The sequence below is a fragment of the Streptococcus caledonicus genome (genome assembly GCF_042656225.1).
Classification (GTDB): Bacteria; Bacillota; Bacilli; order Lactobacillales; family Streptococcaceae; genus Streptococcus; species Streptococcus caledonicus.
The window spans coordinates 399569-419347 of the sequence record NZ_JBHSOJ010000015.1 but is presented as its reverse complement, the minus strand read 5'-3'; the positions used below and the strand labels follow the sequence as shown (position 1 = coordinate 419347).

Annotated in this window: 18 protein-coding genes; 4 read left to right on the top strand and 14 right to left on the bottom strand. The window is 38.6% G+C overall.

From position 1 onward, the window contains the following. Positions 1-394 precede the first annotated feature (394 nt). From whiA to ACFPQ3_RS03840, 4 genes are all read right to left on the bottom strand, one after another. On the bottom strand, positions 395-1306 hold the full coding sequence (whiA, locus tag ACFPQ3_RS03855) for a DNA-binding protein WhiA (protein WP_156806113.1): 912 nt from the start codon (positions 1304-1306) through the stop codon (positions 395-397). Beyond that, the gene (locus ACFPQ3_RS03850; protein WP_156806112.1) at positions 1303-2280 is read right to left on the bottom strand and encodes a YvcK family protein; all 978 of its coding nucleotides are present in this window, start codon (positions 2278-2280) and stop codon (positions 1303-1305) included. Before ACFPQ3_RS03850 ends, whiA begins: the two co-directional genes overlap by 4 nt. Beyond that, positions 2277-3164, bottom strand: coding sequence for an RNase adapter RapZ (gene rapZ, locus ACFPQ3_RS03845; protein ID WP_156806111.1), 888 nt, complete (start codon positions 3162-3164; stop codon positions 2277-2279). Before rapZ ends, ACFPQ3_RS03850 begins: the two co-directional genes overlap by 4 nt. Before the next feature lie 100 nt (positions 3165-3264). After that, complete coding sequence (locus ACFPQ3_RS03840; protein ID WP_380433601.1) at positions 3265-3639, bottom strand: DUF1934 family protein; 375 nt, start codon at positions 3637-3639, stop codon at positions 3265-3267. Between the two features lie 359 nt (positions 3640-3998). Here ACFPQ3_RS03840 and ACFPQ3_RS03835 point away from each other — a divergent pair, with 359 nt between their 5' ends. From ACFPQ3_RS03835 to ACFPQ3_RS03825, 3 genes are all read left to right on the top strand, one after another. Next, positions 3999-5306: an HD domain-containing protein gene (locus tag ACFPQ3_RS03835; RefSeq protein ID WP_156806109.1), complete on the top strand. Its 1308-nt coding sequence runs from the start codon at positions 3999-4001 to the stop codon at positions 5304-5306. A 269-nt stretch (positions 5307-5575) separates the two neighbouring features. Next, the gene (gene yidA, locus ACFPQ3_RS03830) at positions 5576-6385 is read left to right on the top strand and encodes a sugar-phosphatase (protein WP_156806108.1); all 810 of its coding nucleotides are present in this window, start codon (positions 5576-5578) and stop codon (positions 6383-6385) included. Further along, the gene (locus ACFPQ3_RS03825; protein WP_156806107.1) at positions 6385-7602 is read left to right on the top strand and encodes an aminoacyltransferase; all 1218 of its coding nucleotides are present in this window, start codon (positions 6385-6387) and stop codon (positions 7600-7602) included. Before yidA ends, ACFPQ3_RS03825 begins: the two co-directional genes overlap by 1 nt. Before the next feature lie 162 nt (positions 7603-7764). On the opposite strand, the gene ACFPQ3_RS03820 is transcribed toward ACFPQ3_RS03825, so the two are convergent. From ACFPQ3_RS03820 to ACFPQ3_RS03775, 10 genes are all read right to left on the bottom strand, one after another. Next, positions 7765-9543 (bottom strand): ABC transporter ATP-binding protein, encoded by a 1779-nt coding sequence (locus ACFPQ3_RS03820; RefSeq protein ID WP_156806106.1) that lies wholly within the window; start codon positions 9541-9543, stop codon positions 7765-7767. A 4-nt stretch (positions 9544-9547) separates the two neighbouring features. Next, positions 9548-11287, bottom strand: coding sequence for an ABC transporter ATP-binding protein (locus ACFPQ3_RS03815; protein WP_156806105.1), 1740 nt, complete (start codon positions 11285-11287; stop codon positions 9548-9550). Positions 11288-11785: 498 nt separating this feature from the next. Beyond that, positions 11786-12253, bottom strand: a complete 468-nt coding sequence (locus tag ACFPQ3_RS03810) for an NUDIX hydrolase (protein WP_156806104.1) — start codon at positions 12251-12253, stop codon at positions 11786-11788. Between the two features lie 11 nt (positions 12254-12264). Further along, positions 12265-12738 carry a GNAT family N-acetyltransferase gene (locus ACFPQ3_RS03805; protein WP_156806103.1) on the bottom strand — a complete coding sequence of 158 codons (474 nt, stop codon included), beginning with the start codon at positions 12736-12738 and terminating at the stop codon, positions 12265-12267. Between the two features lie 3 nt (positions 12739-12741). Beyond that, entirely contained in the window at positions 12742-14610 is a 1869-nt protein-coding gene (locus tag ACFPQ3_RS03800; RefSeq protein ID WP_156806102.1) for an ABC-F family ATP-binding cassette domain-containing protein, read from the bottom strand. A 150-nt stretch (positions 14611-14760) separates the two neighbouring features. Further along, positions 14761-15972, bottom strand: a complete 1212-nt coding sequence (locus ACFPQ3_RS03795; RefSeq protein WP_156806101.1) for a CCA tRNA nucleotidyltransferase — start codon at positions 15970-15972, stop codon at positions 14761-14763. Further along, a complete protein-coding gene (gene dapB / locus ACFPQ3_RS03790) occupies positions 15969-16739 on the bottom strand; it encodes a 4-hydroxy-tetrahydrodipicolinate reductase (RefSeq protein WP_156806100.1) in 771 nt (256 codons plus the stop codon). Before dapB ends, ACFPQ3_RS03795 begins: the two co-directional genes overlap by 4 nt. A gap of 43 nt (positions 16740-16782) precedes the next feature. Further along, the gene (locus tag ACFPQ3_RS03785; protein ID WP_156806099.1) at positions 16783-17631 is read right to left on the bottom strand and encodes a DegV family protein; all 849 of its coding nucleotides are present in this window, start codon (positions 17629-17631) and stop codon (positions 16783-16785) included. A 1-nt stretch (position 17632) separates the two neighbouring features. Then, positions 17633-18007 carry a DUF1149 family protein gene (locus ACFPQ3_RS03780; RefSeq protein WP_156806098.1) on the bottom strand — a complete coding sequence of 125 codons (375 nt, stop codon included), beginning with the start codon at positions 18005-18007 and terminating at the stop codon, positions 17633-17635. A gap of 58 nt (positions 18008-18065) precedes the next feature. Continuing rightward, complete coding sequence (locus ACFPQ3_RS03775) at positions 18066-18590, bottom strand: hypothetical protein (RefSeq protein ID WP_156806097.1); 525 nt, start codon at positions 18588-18590, stop codon at positions 18066-18068. A 198-nt stretch (positions 18591-18788) separates the two neighbouring features. Here ACFPQ3_RS03775 and ACFPQ3_RS03770 point away from each other — a divergent pair, with 198 nt between their 5' ends. After that, positions 18789-19718, top strand: a complete 930-nt coding sequence (locus ACFPQ3_RS03770; protein WP_156806096.1) for an aldo/keto reductase — start codon at positions 18789-18791, stop codon at positions 19716-19718. Positions 19719-19779: the final 61 nt, after the last annotated feature.

Below are 19779 nucleotides of genomic sequence, written 5' to 3'. Positions count from 1 at the left end.
AGATAACGTCATTCTGTGCCTTTTACTGTATTCTGGAGTTTCTCTAGTCTTACAGTACTATTATAATCAAGTATTACCTAGGGATAACTCGACTAAACAAAAACGTGCTAGACAAAAATTTAAACCCTATTTTCCTTTCCAAGCGAAATCTCCCCTGACAATGTTGTTTGCTATGTCGAGTATCCTGAAAAACTTTTCAGATTTAAAATAAGGTAAGTATTGATTTGAATTGAATCTCGGAAAGAGCTTTTGCTTGATTTTATTCAAACAGTCCGGTGGATTAGGTCAAGGCTAAAGGATAAAATTAAACTTATCAATCAAAAAATGAGAAAAGATAAGAGAAAAATAGCGTTAAAAGATTTTTCTTTATTCTAAAAGACTGAGTGAATCAATTTCAAATATCATCAGCTATTTTATTAATTTTACGAAGCCGATGATTGACACCACTTTTGGTAAGAGGACTTTTAAGGCTGTCTGCCAATTCTTGGATGGAATAATCAGGATTGTTAACACGAAGCATTGCTATTTCTTGAAGTTCAACTGGTAAATTCTCAAGTCCGATTGTTCCCATAATTTTGACAATGTTATTAATCGTTTTAACACTGGCATTAACAGTTCTAGCAATATTAGCTGCTTCAGCATTACTAGCTCGATTAATGTCATTACGAGCCTCTCGCATCACCTTAACTTGTTCGAAAACTTGTTTTGCTGTCATTGCACCGATAACAATGAGAAAATCCATAATGTCTTCTGCCTTTTGTAAATAAGTCACTGCTCCGCTTTTACGCTCAATTACCTTGGCATCTAACATAAATTTTTGCATGAGGGATGCAAGATCCTCTGCGTGATCAAGATAAACAGAGGCAATTTCTAGCTGGTATTTCCCAGATTCTGGATTTCTAATGGTTCCTGTCGCTAAAAACGCCCCGCGTAAATAGCTGCGTCCAGCTTCATCATTGTCTAAAATGGAATGCTCAATCCCTGTTTCAAAGCCAAAAATGGAATCTGCAACCTGTAAATCAGACAGCATGTCATTAACATTATCCGCAACCACAACCGTATAGACACGATTTTTTCTGAGATTGGCTTTTTGATGATGTCTAATTTCAGGGGTTGCTTGATAAAGCTTTTCTAAAAGACTATAAAGATGACGGGCCATCTTAGCATTCTCTGTAGTAATAGAAAGTGTTAACCCCTGTTCAGTTAACCCTAGACTTCCAGACATTTTAATCAGAGCAGACAATTCGTATTTATCTAAGAGATTTTGGCTAAGGAGTTCTTCTTTTGTTTTTGTGGTAAAACTCATTCTTTCACCCCTCTTAATAAGGTGAGGAGTTCCTCCACTACTAAGTTACCATCGTGGAAAGCTCCGCCATTTTCCAAACGTAAAAAGTTTGAAGAAATCACGCGCTTCGAGAGTTCTGAAAGTCCTTTAAAGTCGTGCTCAACCTGAACCAAATACTCGTCAAAATGATTGCGGTTCATGTAACTTTGAGGGACAGGCTCAATATTGACAAGAACCGTATCAATAACATCTGTCCCTAGGTGGCGATTCAAAACAGCCACATGATCCGCATCTGTAAAATGCTCTGTCTCACCATACTGGGTCATGATGTTGCAGACATAGACAACTTGAGCCTTTGTCGCAAGAAGCGCTTCACGAATTTCTCGAATAACTAAATTTGGCAAAATAGAAGTAAAGAGCGACCCAGGTCCAAGGACAATCATATCACTTTCCATAATCGTCTCAACCACCTTGCGACTAGCCGTTGGCTCCTCATCATTGTAAGTATTGGTGACAAAAACATGGTCAATCATTCCTTGATAATCTGCAATATGACTTTCACCAACGACTTCGTGCCCATCTTGAAAAACAGCATGGAGCGTCAATGCTTGCTCACTAGAGGGGTAGATTTTTCCTGTGGTGTGGAAAAATTTGGTCAAGATTTGCATAGCATTGTAGGTTGAACCTTGCATTTCTGAAATGCCGGCAATGATTAGATTACCCAACGGATGTCCTGATAAGGGACCATCTGAATCTTTAAACCGATATTGAAAAATCTGCTCGTAGAACTTTGGCATATCAGACATAGCAACTAAAACATTTCTCAAATCTCCTGGGGGAGTCAGCTGCATTGCTGTGCGTAATTCTCCCGAAGAACCACCATCATCAGCCACCGTTACAATCGCTCTTAGATCCACCTCTTCACGGCGGAGACTATTCAAGATGACAGGAATCCCTGTTCCACCCCCAATAACAGTTATAATTGGCTTTCTCATGAGCGGTTCACCGTTTCCTTACGGCGGTCTTTATCACGGTGACTTTCATTAACACTCCACTCCTCTTCTAAATCTTGAGCTAGGCGGTGGGCAAAGGCTGTGCTTCGATGTTGACCTCCGGTACAACCCACTGCAATTGTGAGGACTGATTTTCCTTCTTTTTGGTACCCAGGTAAAATGGAGGTCATTAAACTAAACCATTTATCGTAGAAATCATTACTCTCATCGAAGCTCATTACGTAGTCATAGACTTCCTTATCTAGCCCTGTCTTTTCACGGAGTTCTGGAACATAGTGAGGATTTGGTAAAAAACGAACATCAAAAACTAAGTCTGCATCAAGTGGTAAACCGTATTTAAATCCAAATGATACCACTTCAATTCTAAAACCAGCTTGATTGTCCTGAGATGAGAACTGTTCTGATATCGTTTGACGCAGTTGACGAGGCGTTAAGTCACTGGTATCAACTACATTTTGGCTCATACTCTTGAGAGGAGACAAGAGTTCACGCTCTAACTTGATACCATCTAACACACGTCCATCCGCAGCCAAGGGATGACTACGACGTGTTTCCTTGTAACGCGAAACTAACTCACCGTCTGTGGCATCTAAAAATAAAATCTTGAAATCCAAGTCATCTGCATTTTCCAAATTATCCAAAATACCACTAATTTCTGAAAAGAAAGAACGACTGCGCATATCAATCACCAGCGCAACCTTATCATTATCCTCGGTGTGCGTCACCAACTCTAAAAATTTAGGTAAAAGAGTAGGCGGCATATTGTCAATTGTAAAATACCCTAAATCTTCAAATGATTGAATAGCGACAGTCTTTCCTGCGCCACTCATACCAGTCACAATTACAAGGTTAATTTTTTTTGTCATTGTAAATTCTCCTAAGCGTTAACATCACAAGAAAAATGGCATCGCAAAACTCTTACAGAAAACGCTATTAACTTTCTATTTTAATAATGACTTAATCTTTCTAAAGCCACGAAATGCTCATCTGATAAGTCGCTAAAGCTTCTTTAGAATCCATATGAGGTAATAACTCATAAGACAAGGTTAAAACATCTTGACCTAGTTCAAATCGATGAGTTTTTGTCACCATTTTTTGTGTTCCCATAGGTGTTGGAATAGAGCAAAGTGCTAAATCATCTGCCACAAAACGCATGAGGGACTGTGGTTTTGAAAAACGTGTCATGAGAAGCTCATCTGACTTAAATTTTAAAATAACTTTTTCAGTTTCTTCGTTTTGGTAAACCAAATAATGATAGTCACCCTTGAGAGTCAACTCCCCCTCATATTCTTCATGAATGAGCTCCATCTCATTTCCCATCTGTATTTTATTTTTTATCATAATTTTCATCATTAAATGACACAAGTCCTTTCTTATTGTGTGTGTTTTAGAAACGTTATGCCATGTTCACCTGTTGTAATTTGTCGTGAACAGTCCTTCCCATACTGTAACAATGTTATTTTTCAAGATGTTCAATAATGAGGACTACGCCACATGCAACATCTTGACTAAAGTTTCTGTACAAGAAATCAATAGTTTAATGCAATCAACTACCACGCTTCTCTTATTTTTAATTTCAGACTTAATGGGCATTTAAGAGAAATACTTTTACCCGCCTCTGTCCTCATATTTTACCAATTTCTGACAAAAAGCACAATTTTTGCTACAATAATTTTGTATTAACTCAAGGGAGCCCAAGCATGGATAAGATTTTTAGAGACCCTGTTCATAACGACATTCACATCACTAATCCAATCATTTATGATTTAACAAATACTGCTGAGTTTCAGCGCCTCCGTCGGATCAAACAAGTACCTACGACTAGTTTTACTTTTCACGGAGCAGAGCATAGTCGCTTCTCTCATTGTTTGGGGGTTTATGATATCGCGAGACGGGTAACAGAATATTTTGAGGTTCATTATTCAGGTGTTTGGAACCAAGACGAGTCTCTTTTGACAATGGCTGCTGCACTTTTACACGACATCGGCCACGGAGCTTATTCTCATACATTTGAAATGCTTTTTAAAACAGATCACGAAGCTCTGGGACAGGAATTGATTACCAGTCCCCAGACAGAAATCAATACGATTTTGCGCCGTGTATCTCCTGACTTTCCAGATAAAGTAGCTAGTGTCATCAATCATACCTACCCTAACAAACAAGTCGTGCAACTGATTTCCAGCCAGATTGACTGTGATCGTATGGATTATTTGCTTAGAGATTCTTATTATACGGGGACTAATTATGGACAGTTTGATTTAACTAGAATTTTAACCAGTATGAGACCTAATACGGATGGAATTGTTTTTGATATTACTGGGATGCATGCTGTTGAAGACTATCTTGTCAGTCGTTATCAAATGTACATGCAGGTCTATTTCCATCCTGCCAGCCGTGCCATTGAAGTCCTTTTACAAAATCTGTTAAAACGGGCGCGTCGTCTTTATCACCAAGATTCTAGTTTTTTTACAAAAACTTCACCTTTACTTGTTCCTTTTTTTGAGGAAACCGCCACACTTTCTGATTACCTTCTTCTCGATGACGGCGTGCTCAATACTTACTTCCAAGCTTGGATGACTAGCGAGGATAAAATTTTAAATGACCTTGCCAGCCGATTCATTAGGCGCCAATTATTTGCTTCGGTGACTTTTGACAAAGCTAGCGCAGAGCAACTTGATTTACTGAGGGAATTAGTCACAGCTGTTGGTTTTGATGCCGAGTACTATACTGCAGAGCACCACAATTTCGATTTACCTTACGATATTTACCGCCCAGAAAGTAAAAAACCTCGAACACAAATTGAAATTCTCCAAAAAAATGGGAAACTTGCCGAGCTTTCTAGCCTATCACCACTTGTTTCCGCACTTTCTGGGTCAACATTTGGTGACCAACGTTTCTATTTTCCAAAAGATATGATGATAAAAGACGACCTTTTTGTTGCTGACAAGGAAGTTTTTCTCTCCTGTATTTCAGACGGACATTTTTCAAGTTTAAAAATTTCAGATTAATTTTAAGGTACCTTAAGAAGGCAAGGAGAGTTACGGTTTCAAAGCTTTGCCCCCTGTGCTATCTAATTTTTAAACTAAAGTTTTGACTGTCTCTTCCCGTTTTTCTATCATCGCAAACGACTTAATGAATTCCTAAACTGTGTTCAATTGGATATCGAAAATAAGGATTGGATTGCTCCCAGTCCTTTTACAAATGACAAATACCCACATTTTTAGTAGAATAATAAATTGATAAAACATGTGAAATAGAAGTAGGAAAAGGAAAACTTATGACCATAAAATTAGTTGCTGTTGATATTGATGGAACATTGATTACTGATGACCGTAAAATCACTTCAGAAGTGTTTGAAGCTATTCAAGATGCTAAAGAGCAGGGTGTAAAAGTCGTTATCACAACAGGACGCCCTATTGCTGGTGTTCAAGACTTGCTAACTGAACTTAATCTCAAAGATGAAGGTGACTATGTCATCACTTTTAACGGTGCCCTCGTCCAAGATACTGCCACAAGACAAGATATCGTGAAAGATGCATTAGTTTACGAAGATTATCTAGAAATTGAATTTCTCAGTCGTCAACTAGGGGTTCATATGCATGCTATTACCAAAGAAGGCATCTACACTGCTAACCGTAACATTGGGAAATACACCATTCATGAAGCGACACTTGTTGGAATGCCTGTCTTTTACCGTACTCCCGAGGAAATGACTGATAAAGAAATTGTCAAAATCATGATGATTGATGAGCCTAGCATTCTTGATGAAGCTATTGCTAATATTCCACCAGCTTTTTACGACAAGTATACCATTGTCAAATCTAAACCGTTTTATCTTGAAATTATCAATAAAACTGCCAGCAAGGGCTCTGCTATTGTTCACCTCGCCGAAAAATTGGGAATTTCGATGAAAGAAACAATGGCCATAGGCGACGAGGAGAACGATCGTGCTATGCTTGAAGTTGTTGGTACACCTGTCGTCATGGAAAATGGAGTAGACAGCATCAAATCTCTTGCTAGACACATCACCAAATCAAATAATGAAAGCGGAGTAGCTTACGCTATTCGTGAGTGGGTGCTCAAATAATGTTGACATATCAAATTGGGATTTCTACGCAAGAACATGATGACTTTGTCAAATCAAATCATCAAGTAAATTTATTGCAAAGTTCAAACTGGGCAAAAATCAAAGATAACTGGAGCAATGAACGTATTGGTTTTTATCAAGACGGAAAACTAGTCGCCTCAGCAAGCATCCTCATCAAGCCATTACCACTAGGATTCACAATGCTCTACATTCCTCGTGGTCCTATCATGGATTACACCGATAAAGAACTTGTCAGTTTTGTTTTAAAATCACTGAAATCTTTTGGCAAAAAAAGGCGGGCGCTCTTTATCAAGTTTGACCCTAATATCCATCTCCAAGCCTTTCAAGATATTGAGAATCGTAACGATAATAGTGATAGTTTAGCTATTATACAGCATCTGCAAAATCTAGGGGTTGAATGGGTAGGACGAACTCAAGATATTGGTGAGACCATCCAGCCACGCTTTCAGGCTAACGTTTACGCTAAAGATTTCTCTCTAGATAGTCTTCCAAAACGAACAAAACAAGAAATTAGAACTGCACGTAATAAAGGCCTCGAAGTCGTATTTGGTGGTAGCGAATTGCTCCCTACATTTGCCGAACTAATGAAGATGACTGAAAACCGTAAAAAAATTCATTTGCGTAACCTTCCCTACTATCAAAAATTAGTCAATACTTACCCAGATGATTCTTTCGTTACCTTGGTTCAGATTGATGTCTTCAAAAAAATAGACCTTCTAAAAAAACAACTCAAGAAAGCCCAAGCAGAATTTGAAAAATTCAGCGAAAAAACCTCTCCAGGAAAACTCAAAGAAAACCAAGAAAGTCAAAAACGACTAGAAAAAGAACTTGATTTCTTCCAGACTTTCTATGATAAGGGGCAAGAAACCATTCCATTAGCAGCGACGCTTTCAATCAATTTCAGTAACACCTCTGAAAATCTATATGCTGGTATGGATGATACCTTTAAACAATTCAATGCTCCCGTTCTCACTTGGTACGAAACCATGAACCATGCCTTTGAATTGGGGATGGCTAGTCAAAATATGGGGGGAATTGAAAATCAACTTGAGGGTGGCCTCTATCATTTTAAATCAAAATTCAATCCTACTATTGAAGAATTTATTGGAGAATTTAACCTCCCTGTTAATGCTCTTTTATATCGTTTATCAAATCTTGCCTACAAGCTTCGAAAACAATTACGTCGCAAAGCATAGTAAAAAATAAGCCTTCACTTATTAGTGAGGCTTATTTTGCTATATCACATCAAGTCAATTCTAGCCAGACAACGACACGCCAGATAAAACTACGGTCATATATCAGGTTTGGTATGCTAAAAAGAATCGCCAGACCGTTTTATCAAGAAATTCTTTTTTTACTCAAGCTTCTTTGTCTGAGAACTGACTCATATAAAGGTCATGGTAAAAACCTTTATCAGCAAGTAAACTATCATGATTTCCTTGTTCGATGATTTGGCCATCTTTAAGGACTAAAATTTTATCTGCCTCTTGAATGGTTGATAGGCGATGGGCAATAACAAAACTTGTTCGTCCTTGCATCAAACGTTTCATGGCTTTTTGAATGAGTAATTCTAAGCGCGTATCAACTGATGATGTTGCCTCATCCAAAATTAAGATTTTCGGGTCAGCTAAAAGCGCACGCGCAATGGTCAGCAATTGTTTTTGCCCAAGGGAAATATTAGAAGATTCTTGGTTCATTTCCATATTGTAGCCACCTGGTAAGGTACGAATAAAATGATCCACATTAGCTGCTTTAGCCGCTTCAATAATTTCCTCGTCAGTTGCTTCAAGATTTCCAAAACGAAGATTTTCTTTAATCGTTCCTTCGTAGAGCCAAGCATCTTGGAGAACCATACCAAATTGTTTACGGTATTCTTGACGTGATAGGTTACGAATATCGTGTCCATCCACAGTAATGGACCCATCTGTCACATCATAGAAACGCATCAAAAGATTGATAAGAGTTGTCTTACCAGCTCCAGTCGGTCCTACGATAGCCACCATTTCACCAGGATTAACTTCCAGATTAAAATCACGAATCAGGGGTTTATTCTCAACATATTGGAAATTAACGTTTTTAAAGCTAACTTGCCCTGTCAGATCCTGATTGAATCGTTCAGAGACATTTGACAACTCATCAACTTCATCTAGTACTTCAAAAATACGTTCTAAAGAAGATTTTGCTGATTGGAGAATACCAGCTAATTGAGTTAAGGTCTGGATAGGTTGTCCAAGTTGGAAGGTATATTGAACAAAAGCTTGGATGTTACCAATAGCCATTTTTCCTGCCATAACTTGAAGTCCACCAAGAACCGCTACAATAAGATAAGCCATATCTGAGATAGCATGAAGGACAGGCATCATAATTCCAGACATGAAACTAGCTTTGAAACCAACATCCTGTAATTCATCAGTGATTCTAGCAAATTCCTCTGCGGATGCCTTTTCGCGACCGTAAAGTTTTAAAACGTTAAAGCCAGTCAGATTTTCTTGAACAAAGCCATTCATATCACCTAAAACTTTAGCCTGACGTTTAAAATACGGCTGTGATTTTTTTAGAATAGCTTGCGCTGTTACGTAAGTCAAGGGAATACTGAGAATAACCACGATAGCTAACTGAGCATTTAGATAAAGCACCATTACCACAACAAGCGTAAGGGAAATCATGGCATTGACAATCTGCAAGAAAGACTGTTGCAAAGCATTCGATACCGTCTCAACATCTGATGTGAATCGCCCTAGCATATCTCCAAATTGGTGCTTATCAAAATAAGAAACAGGAATACGATTGATTTTTTCACTCAGGTCATTACGAAGATCGCGGATGCTGTTTTGCACTGTACGAGTAATGTAATAGTTCGAACCATAGGCACCAATTTCATAGAAGAAGGCACGAATGGCGTAGATAACCAAAACCCAGAAAATATAGGTTGTGTTAATGGCCGCACCTTCCACACCTGATGCCATGTCTAGCAGATTTTGTGTCAATTCTGTGATAACGAGACCTAAGACAAAAGGCTCTAACACATTCATCACCGCAGCTGTGATTTTAAGGAAAATAGCTAAGAAGAGGGAGCCCTTATATACCTTCAAATAGTGCCAGAGGCGTAAGAAGACTGATTGATTTTTTGTTTTCATTTTTCTAAACCTCCTCCGTCAATGATTGATTATTAAGCTGTGAATTGGCAATTTCACGGTAGATATCATTGGTTTTCATAAGCTCATCATGGGTTCCACGACCAACAATTTCACCTTCATCAAGGACGATAATCTGATCAGCATCCATAATGGTTCCAACCCGTTGTGCCACGATAAGCACTGTTGCATTTTCCGTTACTTCTTTCAAACGGCGACGCAGCTCTGAATCGGTTTTATAATCTAGAGCTGAGAATGAATCATCAAAGATATAAATATCTGGCTTTTTAACCACTGCACGTGCAATAGACAAGCGCTGCTTTTGTCCTCCAGATAGGTTACTACCACCCTCAGCCAAATGTGTCCCATAGCCTTCTTCTCGGCTCTCGATAAATTCTTTAGCTTGAGAGACACTCGTCGCCTCATCAAGCTCAGAAACCGTGGCATCTTGCTTACCATATTTTAAGTTTTCTTCAATGGTTCCAGTAAATAACAGAGCTTTTTGAGGAATGAAACCTACCTTCTGACGAAGAGCTTTAAGGTTATACTCCTTAACATTAAAGCCATCTACTAAAATTTTTCCAAGGGTAACATCATAGAATCGAGGAATGAGATTCACCAAACTTGATTTTCCAGAACCAGTTGAACCAATAAAGGCAATGGTTTCACCTGGTTTTGTTTTGAAGGAAATGTTGTGAAGAACAGGACTTTCTGTCTCCCCTGGATAAGCAAAGGTCACATTGTCAAACTCCAAATAACCTTTTGTAGCTGTTTCAGTAACACCATTTGGATTTTCTGAAATTGAAATCGGCATATCCATCACTTCTTGAATACGACTTGCTGACACCGCCATACGAGGATACATGGTAAAGAGATTGGCAAACATCAAGAATGAAAAGAGAGCATGGAAAGCATACTCAATAAAAGCAACCAAGTCACCAATTTGGAGCTCTGCCTTCGCCAAAGGAGCTAAGGCAAACCAAACAATAGCCACAATCATAGCAATGATGATCTGAACAAAGAGGGGCTCAGTCAAACCGGTCAGAGTGAAAAGCTTTTTAGAAATATTCGCATACTCTTCATTTTGACCTGCAAAACGCTCTTCTTGGAAGTCTTCTCGTGAAAAAGCACGAATCACACGCAAACCCATCAAGTTTTCACGAACGTACTGGTTAATCTTATCTAACGTTTGTTGCTGTTGCTTAGAAAGAGGACGGGTTTTAATAGCGACATAGGTCACAACTGCTACTAAAAATGGTAAGAAAATGGCTACTGTCCAAGCTAGGCTAGGACTAGTCAGCAAAATCATGACAACTGAGAAAATCATCATCATGGGAGTTACAACACCCATTCGTAGTGACATCTCAGCAAACTGCATTAAGACGTAGGCATCACTAGTCATACGCGTTACTAAAGACGACACACCAATTTTTTCATATTCACTATGAGAATAACTCTGCAATTTCGCATACATATCCGTACGCAATTCCTTAATCATCGTCGTAGTGAGTTTTCCAGCCGCATAAGCTAAAATCACACGACCAATAATACCAAGTACAATAATCACAAACATGACGATTGCCCAATAAGTCAAACGATCAGGATCATTTTTAGTAATCCCCTCATCAATCATACGAGCAAGAATGGTTGGCATTCCTAAGTTTACCACAACAAAGAGAAATCCACCTAATAAATCAAGAGCAAGCCATTTGTGCTTTGATTTTAAATAAGACCAAATTAACTGCATTCTTATATTACCTGTCAAACATTGAACCGATAAGTGCAAAATCATAAACTGATTTAAACTACTAAGTCCCCTATCAGTTACTCACTTACACTTCCAAAGTTCATGTTTTATTCCTTTCCTTAAATTAATCCCCTAAAAAATCGTTTATTGCTAATACCAATCTAAAATCAAAAAATTACTTTTTTATTTCTTTTTAATAAAATGTGGACGATCCACATTAGTATAAGTGCTAATAATCAATCACTAAATAAAATCTAAATGTCTATATGAGAAAATCTAAAATTCTAATTTTGATTTTCTAATAAGTACCCGTTGTGCTAGTTATTTTCTTTTTAGCACTTATCCTTATGTGGTGCGGGGCGCTTCAAAGGTCTAAGAGACCTTTGAAGGTGGGAAATGAAGCTGGCGAAGTCAGCATCAAAACCTCCTACGGAGTTCCATTCCTTTTTGGCAAGCCTAAGTCTCCTTCGCTCTCTGGTTTCTAAGCTTAGGCTATTTCTAACGTAAAATGTGCCAGTTTGGGTAATGACTAGCCTCAAGATTCGGAGCGAGAATCTTGAGTATCAAAGGCGAAGCGTTACTCTCTGTCAAGTCTGAGAGGGTTACCCAAGCAATACCTACCGAATCATTAACATCTCCACCATCAATGGTTTCAGTAATTGCAATAGCAGAGCTATTATCAAGTTCTACATCATAAACCGCAAAAATATGGTGGGTCACATTTTCTTCTCCCTCAGGCTGTACAAAGGTGTCAAAAATCCGATTATTCACAACAGATAACACCTGAAAACCAGTCTCTTCTAACATCTCACGTTTTAGAGTATCCAGTAAACTCTCTCCACTATCTTGGCTTCCTCCTGGTAAATCATATCGCCCCGTATAGGGACCTCGATTTTTACGCACACAAAGTAACTTTCCCTCACGAATACAAATGCCATAAACACCAAAATGTTTTAAATGTACCATTTATTTTTCTCCTACAAACTTTTTAACATCCAAATATCCATTGCCGTGTGTCCTGCTTCATTTGGGAGAGGCTTTTCTAAGCGTTCAAATCCAAAATGTTCATAGACTGCAACAGCTGATGATAATTCATTGGCGGTTTCGAGATATAGTTTCTGGTAGCCTTCTTTTTTCGCTTCTGCAAAGATTATTTTGAGAAGTTGACTAGAGATGCCCTTTCCTCTTTGATTTGAAGAAACGTATAATTTTTGAAGCTCTGCGATGTTCTCAGAAATCGGAGCAAAACCTCCTGAACCAACGATTTCTCCAGATTCTTCTGCCACAAAATAAGCTGCACGGTCAAGATGAGCATAGTAGGCGCTAAGATTATCCAGCTGTGGATCACAATAAGCCGTTCCAGGTTTATCAAGACCAAATTCTTCAAGAGAGGTACGGATAAGAGTTGCTACCTCGGCATTATCCTTCAATTCAATAGACCGTAATAGCATAATCTATCCCTCCAAGTCGCTTAAATACTCATACCGCTCATATTTTTCAAGCAGTTGATCATTCTTCTCATCTAGTTCCTTTTGCAAATCACTAAGCCTTGTAAAATCACTGCCACAGGTCTGCATCTCCTCTGATATCTCAGCGATACGATTTTCTAAATGCTCAATCTCTGTTTCAATGCCAGCCCACTCCTGCTTCTCAAAGTAAGACATCCTCTTCTTCTCAGCTTTTGGTTTCTCTTCTTTTACCGCTTCTTTCTTTTGAGAAATGGCAGAGCTATCATGTTCAAAAGCCTTCTCGTCAAGATAATCTGTGTAATTTCCAAAAAATTCTCTAATAGAACCATCTTCAAAGGCCAAAATCTTATTGGCCACCTTATCTAAGAAATAACGGTCATGGCTAACGGTGATAACAGGACCTGTAAAACCAGCCAAAAAACCTTCTAAAACTGTTAAGGTAGCAATGTCAAGGTCATTTGTCGGCTCATCCAAAAGAAGAACATTTGGTTTTTCAATCAAGATTTTCAGCAAATAAAGACGTTTTTTCTCACCACCAGACAGCTTAGCAATCTGTGTCCCATGCGTTGATCGTGGGAACAAAAACTGCTCTAACAATTCCGAAACGCTAGTTGTACCAACCGTAGTCTTAACTTCATCTGCAACTTCTTGCAGATAAGAAATAACACGTTTACTCTCATCCATATCCTTGAGATTCTGAGAAAAATAGCCAACGCGAATCGTTTCACCGATGTCTAATTTTCCAGAGGTTGGCTGCAAATCACCGTTAATCAAATTAAGAAGCGTCGATTTCCCAACCCCATTATCACCAACAATCCCAATACGGTCACGGTTTTGGATGATGAGGTTAAAGTCAGTTAAAATCGGTTTATTCGGATATGAGAAACTCACATTTTCAAAGTTAACCACTTTTTTCCCAATACGACTCGTTTCAAAAGTAATTTCCAAATCTTCAGCAGTCGTTCCTTGATGCACTTCTTTTTTCAAATCATGAAAACGATTGATGCGAGCCTGTTGTTTAGTCGCACGCGCCTGTGGCTGACGTCTCATCCACTCTAATTCTTGTTTATAGAGTTGCTTTTTCTTGTGAATAGAAGCCGCATCTCGTTCATCTTGCTCTGCCCTCAGACGGACATAGTCTTGGTAATTGCCCTGATATTCCGTCAAATGACTATCAGCCAATTCAAAGATTCGCGTCGCCACATTATCCAAGAAATAACGGTCATGGGTGATAAAGAGAACAGTCTTCTTACTATTTTTCAAAAAATTAGTCAACCAAGCAATGGTGTCAATATCTAGATGGTTAGTCGGTTCATCCAATAATAACAAATCCGCATTACCTAGAAGCACCTGCGCTAATTGCACACGGCGTCGCAATCCACCAGAAAGATCCCCTACTTTAGCGGTCAAATCGGTGAGCCCTAATTTTGACAGAACAGTCTTAACTTCACTTTCAATCGTCCAAGCATCTAGGCTATCCATTTCTGCCATAACCTTTTCTATACGCGCTTGATTTTCCTCCGAATAAGCCAACATCAACTGTTCATATTCACGAATCAGCGCCATTTCACGCAGATCCGATGATAAAACCGTCTCTAGAACCGTTTTGCTATCATCAAAGTCAGGTTCTTGGGTCAAATAAGAAATTTTATAATCATTTGCCTTGATAAAAGGTGACACATCACCATCATAGCCAATACGGTCTGAAATCACATCTAACAAAGTAGTCTTTCCAGTTCCATTGACGCCAATAATCCCAACACGATCTAAGTCATGAAGGATGAAAGAAATCTCTTTAAAAACGGTTTTATCACCGACGGATTTCGTTAATTTTTCTACAATAAAATCAGACATATTGCCATTCCTATCTTTTTAATGTCATTTTATTACGCTCTATCAAAAACTCAGATAGAACCAAGCTCAACAAGCATTCTAATACCGTTAGATGTTAATTGCGACGAGTATTAGCCGGGATGACTTCTTCTCCTCGTTGATAAAAGGAGCTCACGCCCCTTTTGTTAATCCTTTAATAAATGAAAAAATATCATCTTTTTCATTAGCTAAATCTCCACAAACAATTGCTTTTTCCACAGCGTTCAAGAATCGCCCCATTTCTGGACCAGGCTTTAACCCTAATTCTTTAATAAGTATTCCACCATTGACGACGATTTCATGTTTATCATGGATGACCAATTCCTTATCCAAGTGCTCAATCAATTCAAAATCAACAGGCATTCCTTGTGCCTGACGAAGTTCCTCAGTAAGTAAAATAGCTTCTCTCCCAAAAGTATAGATTTCTTCCTTAGTCAATTCCTTTTCAAGACGATAGTTAAAAATAGTCACAATTCTCTCGACATCTTTTTGGAAATTGACAGAAGTTTTCCATGTTTTTAAAAAAGCTTTGGGGTCCTTAATTTTTAAGGCCAATAGCAGAGCTGCCCAGGCCTGTTCTGAATTAGTAAATCGAAAGTCTTCAGCAATAGAGTCTAAAAAGCTCTGCCATTTTTCAATAGTACCTACTAAATCAGGAAGGTAGTTATAAGCCTCTGTAGCTTGTAGAGCTTTAATTCCTTTCCTCCAAAAGGGAGCCATCAATAGCTTATCAAACTCAATAAAGGAACGTTCCACTGAAATTTTTTCTAACAAGGGAGCATGATCCTTCATTGCTTCAAATGTCACTTCTTCAATATCAAAATCAAGAGTCGCTGCAAAACGTAACCCTCGCATAATCCGCAAGGCATCCTCATTAAAACGCTCTTCCGCCTGACCAACAGCTCTTAACAACTTGTTATCAAGGTCTGTTAAACCATCAAAAAGGTCAATGACTTCACCTGTTTCATCCAAAGCAAACGCATTGACTGTAAAATCACGACGTTTTAGGTCTTCCTCTAAAGAGCGAACAAAAGAAACACTTGAAGGACGGCGGTAATCAACATAGACATCTTCAGTACGAAAAGTTGTTATTTCATACTCACCACCATTTTCAAGTACTAAAACGGTTCCATGTTCAATTCCAATATCAACTGTACGCTCAAAAATCCGCTTCGTTTCTTCAGGATACGATGAGGTAGCTATATCAACATCATGAATGTCACGACCTAATAAGACATCACGTACACTCCCACCCACAAAATAGGCTTCAAATCCTGCTTCTTTAATTTTAGTTAATAAGGGTAAAGCCTTCTGAAAGTCAGAAGGCATTGTTTCTAATTTCATGACAATAAGTTTTCCAATCCGTAAACCAATTCTTTGCGCTTAACAACTTCTTTAATCCCTAGATTAACACCACTCATGAAAGAACTACGGTCATAAGAATCATGGCGAAGCGTCAATCCTTCACCTTGTGCTCCAAAAATAACTTCTTGGTGAGCAACAAGTCCTGGCAATCTCACACTGTGAATGCGGAAACCATTAAACTCAGCTCCTCTAGCACCTGTAATTAACTCTTCTTCATCTTCTGCCCCTTGCTTCTTAAAAGCACGAGCCTCACGAATAAGTTCAGCCGTTTTTATAGCTGTTCCAGAAGGTGCATCTTTTTTCTTATCATGATGAAGTTCAATGATTTCAAGGTCTGGAAAATATTTGCTGGCCTTAGTCGCAAATTCCATGAGAAGAATAGCTCCTATCGCAAAATTAGGCGCAATTAACCCACCTAGCTGTTTTTCAGAAGATAAGGCTTTGAGCTCTGCAATTTGCTCCTCAGTAAAACCAGTAGTCCCAACCACAGGAGCAAAACCATTTTCAAGGGCAAAACGAGTGTTCCCATAAGCTACCTTTGGCATGGTAAAATCAACCCAAACGTCTGCTTCAAAGCCAACTAAAGCTTCTTTCACAGTGAAAACAGGAACCCCATCAATTTCTTTCTCTGTCGCAAAAGGATCAAGAAGGCCTGCTAGTTCAAGCTGGTCATCACTTTTCACCATATCAACAGCTGTTGACCCCATTTTACCCTTAAAACCAGCAATAACAACCTTAATTGTCATAAGAAACTCCTTGTCGTAAAAATTTGTTTACTCTTCTATTACTTTAGTCAAAGCGCAAAGTAACACCTAGAGCAATCGCTCCCTCTCCCAAATGCGTTCCAATCACAGAACCAAATGTGGCAACAGAAAGATTGGTTAATCCATCCAACGTTAGTTGTTCATACAACGCTTCTGCCTTTTCAGCAGCATTACCATGAATAATGATAACGTCGTAATTTCCATCTTCTGATAGTTTCGATAGGATATCAATCAAACGCTTAACTGCCTTCTTTTCTGTCCTAACCTTTTCGTAAACAACGATTTTCCCTGTTTCATCAAAATAGAGAATAGGTTTAATAGACAGAAGGTTACCGAGAATCGCTGAGCTGTTTGATAAACGCCCGCCCTTGACCAAATGATTCAAATCATCCACCATGATATAAGCAGACGTCTTCTCGATTTGTTGGTGCAAACGGTCCATAATGGTTTCAAAACTCAATCCAGCTTCCGCCCAATTAAGCGCGTTCATCACCATCATTCCCAGTGGTGCAGAAGTAATCTGGGTATCTGGAAAAGCAATTGTCAAACCTGAGTGTTCTTCCATAAGGTACTGAATATTAGCCCAAAAACCAGAAATTCCACTAGATAGAAACAATCCTATAACGTGTGTGTAATTTTCACCAGCAAGTTTAAATAATAATTCGTCTAATTGAGCAACTGAAGGTTGACTGGTCATTGGTAAACTGTCAGCAACCGCCATTTTTTCATAGAACTCTGAAGCAGTTAGGTTGACACCTTCTACAAATGATTCCCCGTCAATAGTGACAGGAATATCTAAAACAAAAAGATTATCAGGTCTTTTAAACGCATCAGAAAAAAAGACTGACGAATCTGTAATTACAGCTAATTTCATTTTAAAACTCCAAATTGATACCCGGTCTATCCAATGCGATTTCTGTGACTTCATAAGTCAAACGTTTAAGCATATCCAATAGTGGGGCTGCTAAATATTGTACCTCTTCTTGAGAAAGTTCACTCGGCTCTTGTACAATACGGTTTTGAATATGATTCCCTTGTGAAATGATACCTGAAATAACAAATTCTTCTTTAACAATCATATAGTGTAAACGAGCAATTAAAACTGTTTCGTTAATTTCTGTGTCACGTTTTACCAATTGAAAATTGACTTCAGCTTTTGTTTTTGGAGTACCATTTTCTTTTTCCCACTCCAAATTGCGGGCATCGTAGTGAAATTGATTGACAAATTCTTTTTCGCGAATGATTTCCATTGTTGACTCCTTGACATTATTACTTCTATTATATCATGAATACTTTGAAAATTAAAGCTTAGAATTTTTTCTGGGGGTGTTTATCTACAATTTCTGGATGTGCTTCAAGTAATGCTTTGCCTTTTTCAGTCAAAGCATAGCCTCTTACTTCAAATAAGCTAGATAATTCATCTTCTGTGTATTGCTCTGCCATTTTTTCATCTAAATCGCTACGCTTAAATTTAGAGAGTCCCGCTACTCCTTTAGCTTTTAAAAACTCTTTGAGATCACCGGCAGGTAAATGGCCTAGAGATTCAAAAGCAGTCTCAATGCGGACATACCCGGCCTCGGTAAGCATATCCAATTCCTTATCAGCATCAATCCCATAGGTCGTGTAGAAATATTTATGGCGAAATGAAGTCGTTAAAAATGTTCCAAAGGAAATTCTCCATAAGAGAATGATATGCCCTGGTAAGAATCCTTCGACAGTTCTCTCCATTTGGCGCTTAGCAATCGGCTTTTTAGACAATTCTTCTTCGTATTGAGGTGCTATATAAGGCATCTCAGCGTGCTCTTTATAAATGTCTTTAAATAATTTTTCCATAAGGAAAATTATAACAAAAAGTTGACAAGTTTTCTCTTGAGAGAGATTAAAAACTTTTTACTCTAATTATTCAGATTGGATCCATTGAGCCGCTCAAAGATACTTAGTAAAAACTCGATTGACCTCTAAGTATTCTCTTGACTTAGTCCTGCTCTAAGATGTTAAAATGATAGCGTATTCAAGAAAGGAGAAATTCTCATGAAAACTCTTAATGTCAAAGAGGGACCTCAAAATGTTTCTAATATTGTCCTAGGCTGTATGCGCATGCCTGCTTTATCTGTCGAAGATGCTGCAAAAATGATTACAACTGCTGTGGAAAACGGTGTCAACTTTTTCGACCATGCCACTTGCTACGGTGATGATGGGGAAGCAGAGCGTCGTTTTGGCGATGCCTTCCAACTAACTGGTATCAAACGCGAAGATATTATTTTGCAATCTAAGGTTGGTTTACAGTTTGACCGTAATGAATTTGACTGGACTAAGGAAAATATTTTATCAAACGTTGACCGCATTTTAGAACGCTTGCAAACAGATTACCTAGATGCCCTTCTCTTGCACCGTCCGGACTTGATTTTTGAGCCAGAACAAGTCGCTGAAGCTTTTGATGAGCTTTATACTTCTGGAAAAGTTCGTCATTTCGGTGTCAGCAATGTCCCAACGCTTCAAATGGAACTTTTGAAAAAACATGTGAAACAACCACTTGTTTTCAACCAATTGCAACTATCCATTGAGCAGTCTCAGCTCATTGACCAAGCACTTTATGTCAACAATAAAACAACAGACATGTCTATTGACAGAGACAATGGCACACTAGATTACTGCCGTCTAAATGACATCACCATTCAAGCTTGGTCTCCACTACAAATTGGTATGTTCGGTGGTACCTTTATTGATAACCCTGACTTCCCAGTGCTCAATGATAAATTACAAGAACTCGGTGATAAATACGGTGTTACGAAAGCCGCAATTGCTCTTGCTTGGATTTTACGCCACCCTGCTAAAATGCAAGTTATCGTAGGAACAATGAATCCGCAGCATTTAATTGAAGCCTGCGCAGCCAGTGATATCGAACTTACTCACAACGAATGGTACCAACTTTACCTTGCTTCTGGAAAATTCTTGCCATAATATACTTAAACGCCTGACTGACGGTCAAGCGTTTTTTTGATAGAATGAGTCGTGGTATCAT

Bases quoted from the DNA above. Each gene is read 5' to 3' on its own strand.
- whiA (WP_156806113.1), bottom strand. From the start codon at position 1,306: ATGAGTTTTACCACAAAAACAAAAGAAGAACTCCTTAGCCAAAATCTC.
- ACFPQ3_RS03850 (WP_156806112.1), bottom strand. From the start codon at position 2,280: ATGAGAAAGCCAATTATAACTGTTATTGGGGGTGGAACAGGGATTCCT.
- rapZ (WP_156806111.1), bottom strand. From the start codon at position 3,164: ATGACAAAAAAAATTAACCTTGTAATTGTGACTGGTATGAGTGGCGCA.
- ACFPQ3_RS03840 (WP_380433601.1), bottom strand. From the start codon at position 3,639: ATGATAAAAAATAAAATACAGATGGGAAATGAGATGGAGCTCATTCAT.
- ACFPQ3_RS03835 (WP_156806109.1), top strand. From the start codon at position 3,999: ATGGATAAGATTTTTAGAGACCCTGTTCATAACGACATTCACATCACT.
- yidA (WP_156806108.1), top strand. From the start codon at position 5,576: ATGACCATAAAATTAGTTGCTGTTGATATTGATGGAACATTGATTACT.
- ACFPQ3_RS03825 (WP_156806107.1), top strand. From the start codon at position 6,385: ATGTTGACATATCAAATTGGGATTTCTACGCAAGAACATGATGACTTT.
- ACFPQ3_RS03820 (WP_156806106.1), bottom strand. From the start codon at position 9,543: ATGAAAACAAAAAATCAATCAGTCTTCTTACGCCTCTGGCACTATTTG.
- ACFPQ3_RS03815 (WP_156806105.1), bottom strand. From the start codon at position 11,287: ATGCAGTTAATTTGGTCTTATTTAAAATCAAAGCACAAATGGCTTGCT.
- ACFPQ3_RS03810 (WP_156806104.1), bottom strand. From the start codon at position 12,253: ATGGTACATTTAAAACATTTTGGTGTTTATGGCATTTGTATTCGTGAG.
- ACFPQ3_RS03805 (WP_156806103.1), bottom strand. From the start codon at position 12,738: ATGCTATTACGGTCTATTGAATTGAAGGATAATGCCGAGGTAGCAACT.
- ACFPQ3_RS03800 (WP_156806102.1), bottom strand. From the start codon at position 14,610: ATGTCTGATTTTATTGTAGAAAAATTAACGAAATCCGTCGGTGATAAA.
- ACFPQ3_RS03795 (WP_156806101.1), bottom strand. From the start codon at position 15,972: ATGAAATTAGAAACAATGCCTTCTGACTTTCAGAAGGCTTTACCCTTA.
- dapB (WP_156806100.1), bottom strand. From the start codon at position 16,739: ATGACAATTAAGGTTGTTATTGCTGGTTTTAAGGGTAAAATGGGGTCA.
- ACFPQ3_RS03785 (WP_156806099.1), bottom strand. From the start codon at position 17,631: ATGAAATTAGCTGTAATTACAGATTCGTCAGTCTTTTTTTCTGATGCG.
- ACFPQ3_RS03780 (WP_156806098.1), bottom strand. From the start codon at position 18,007: ATGGAAATCATTCGCGAAAAAGAATTTGTCAATCAATTTCACTACGAT.
- ACFPQ3_RS03775 (WP_156806097.1), bottom strand. From the start codon at position 18,590: ATGGAAAAATTATTTAAAGACATTTATAAAGAGCACGCTGAGATGCCT.
- ACFPQ3_RS03770 (WP_156806096.1), top strand. From the start codon at position 18,789: ATGAAAACTCTTAATGTCAAAGAGGGACCTCAAAATGTTTCTAATATT.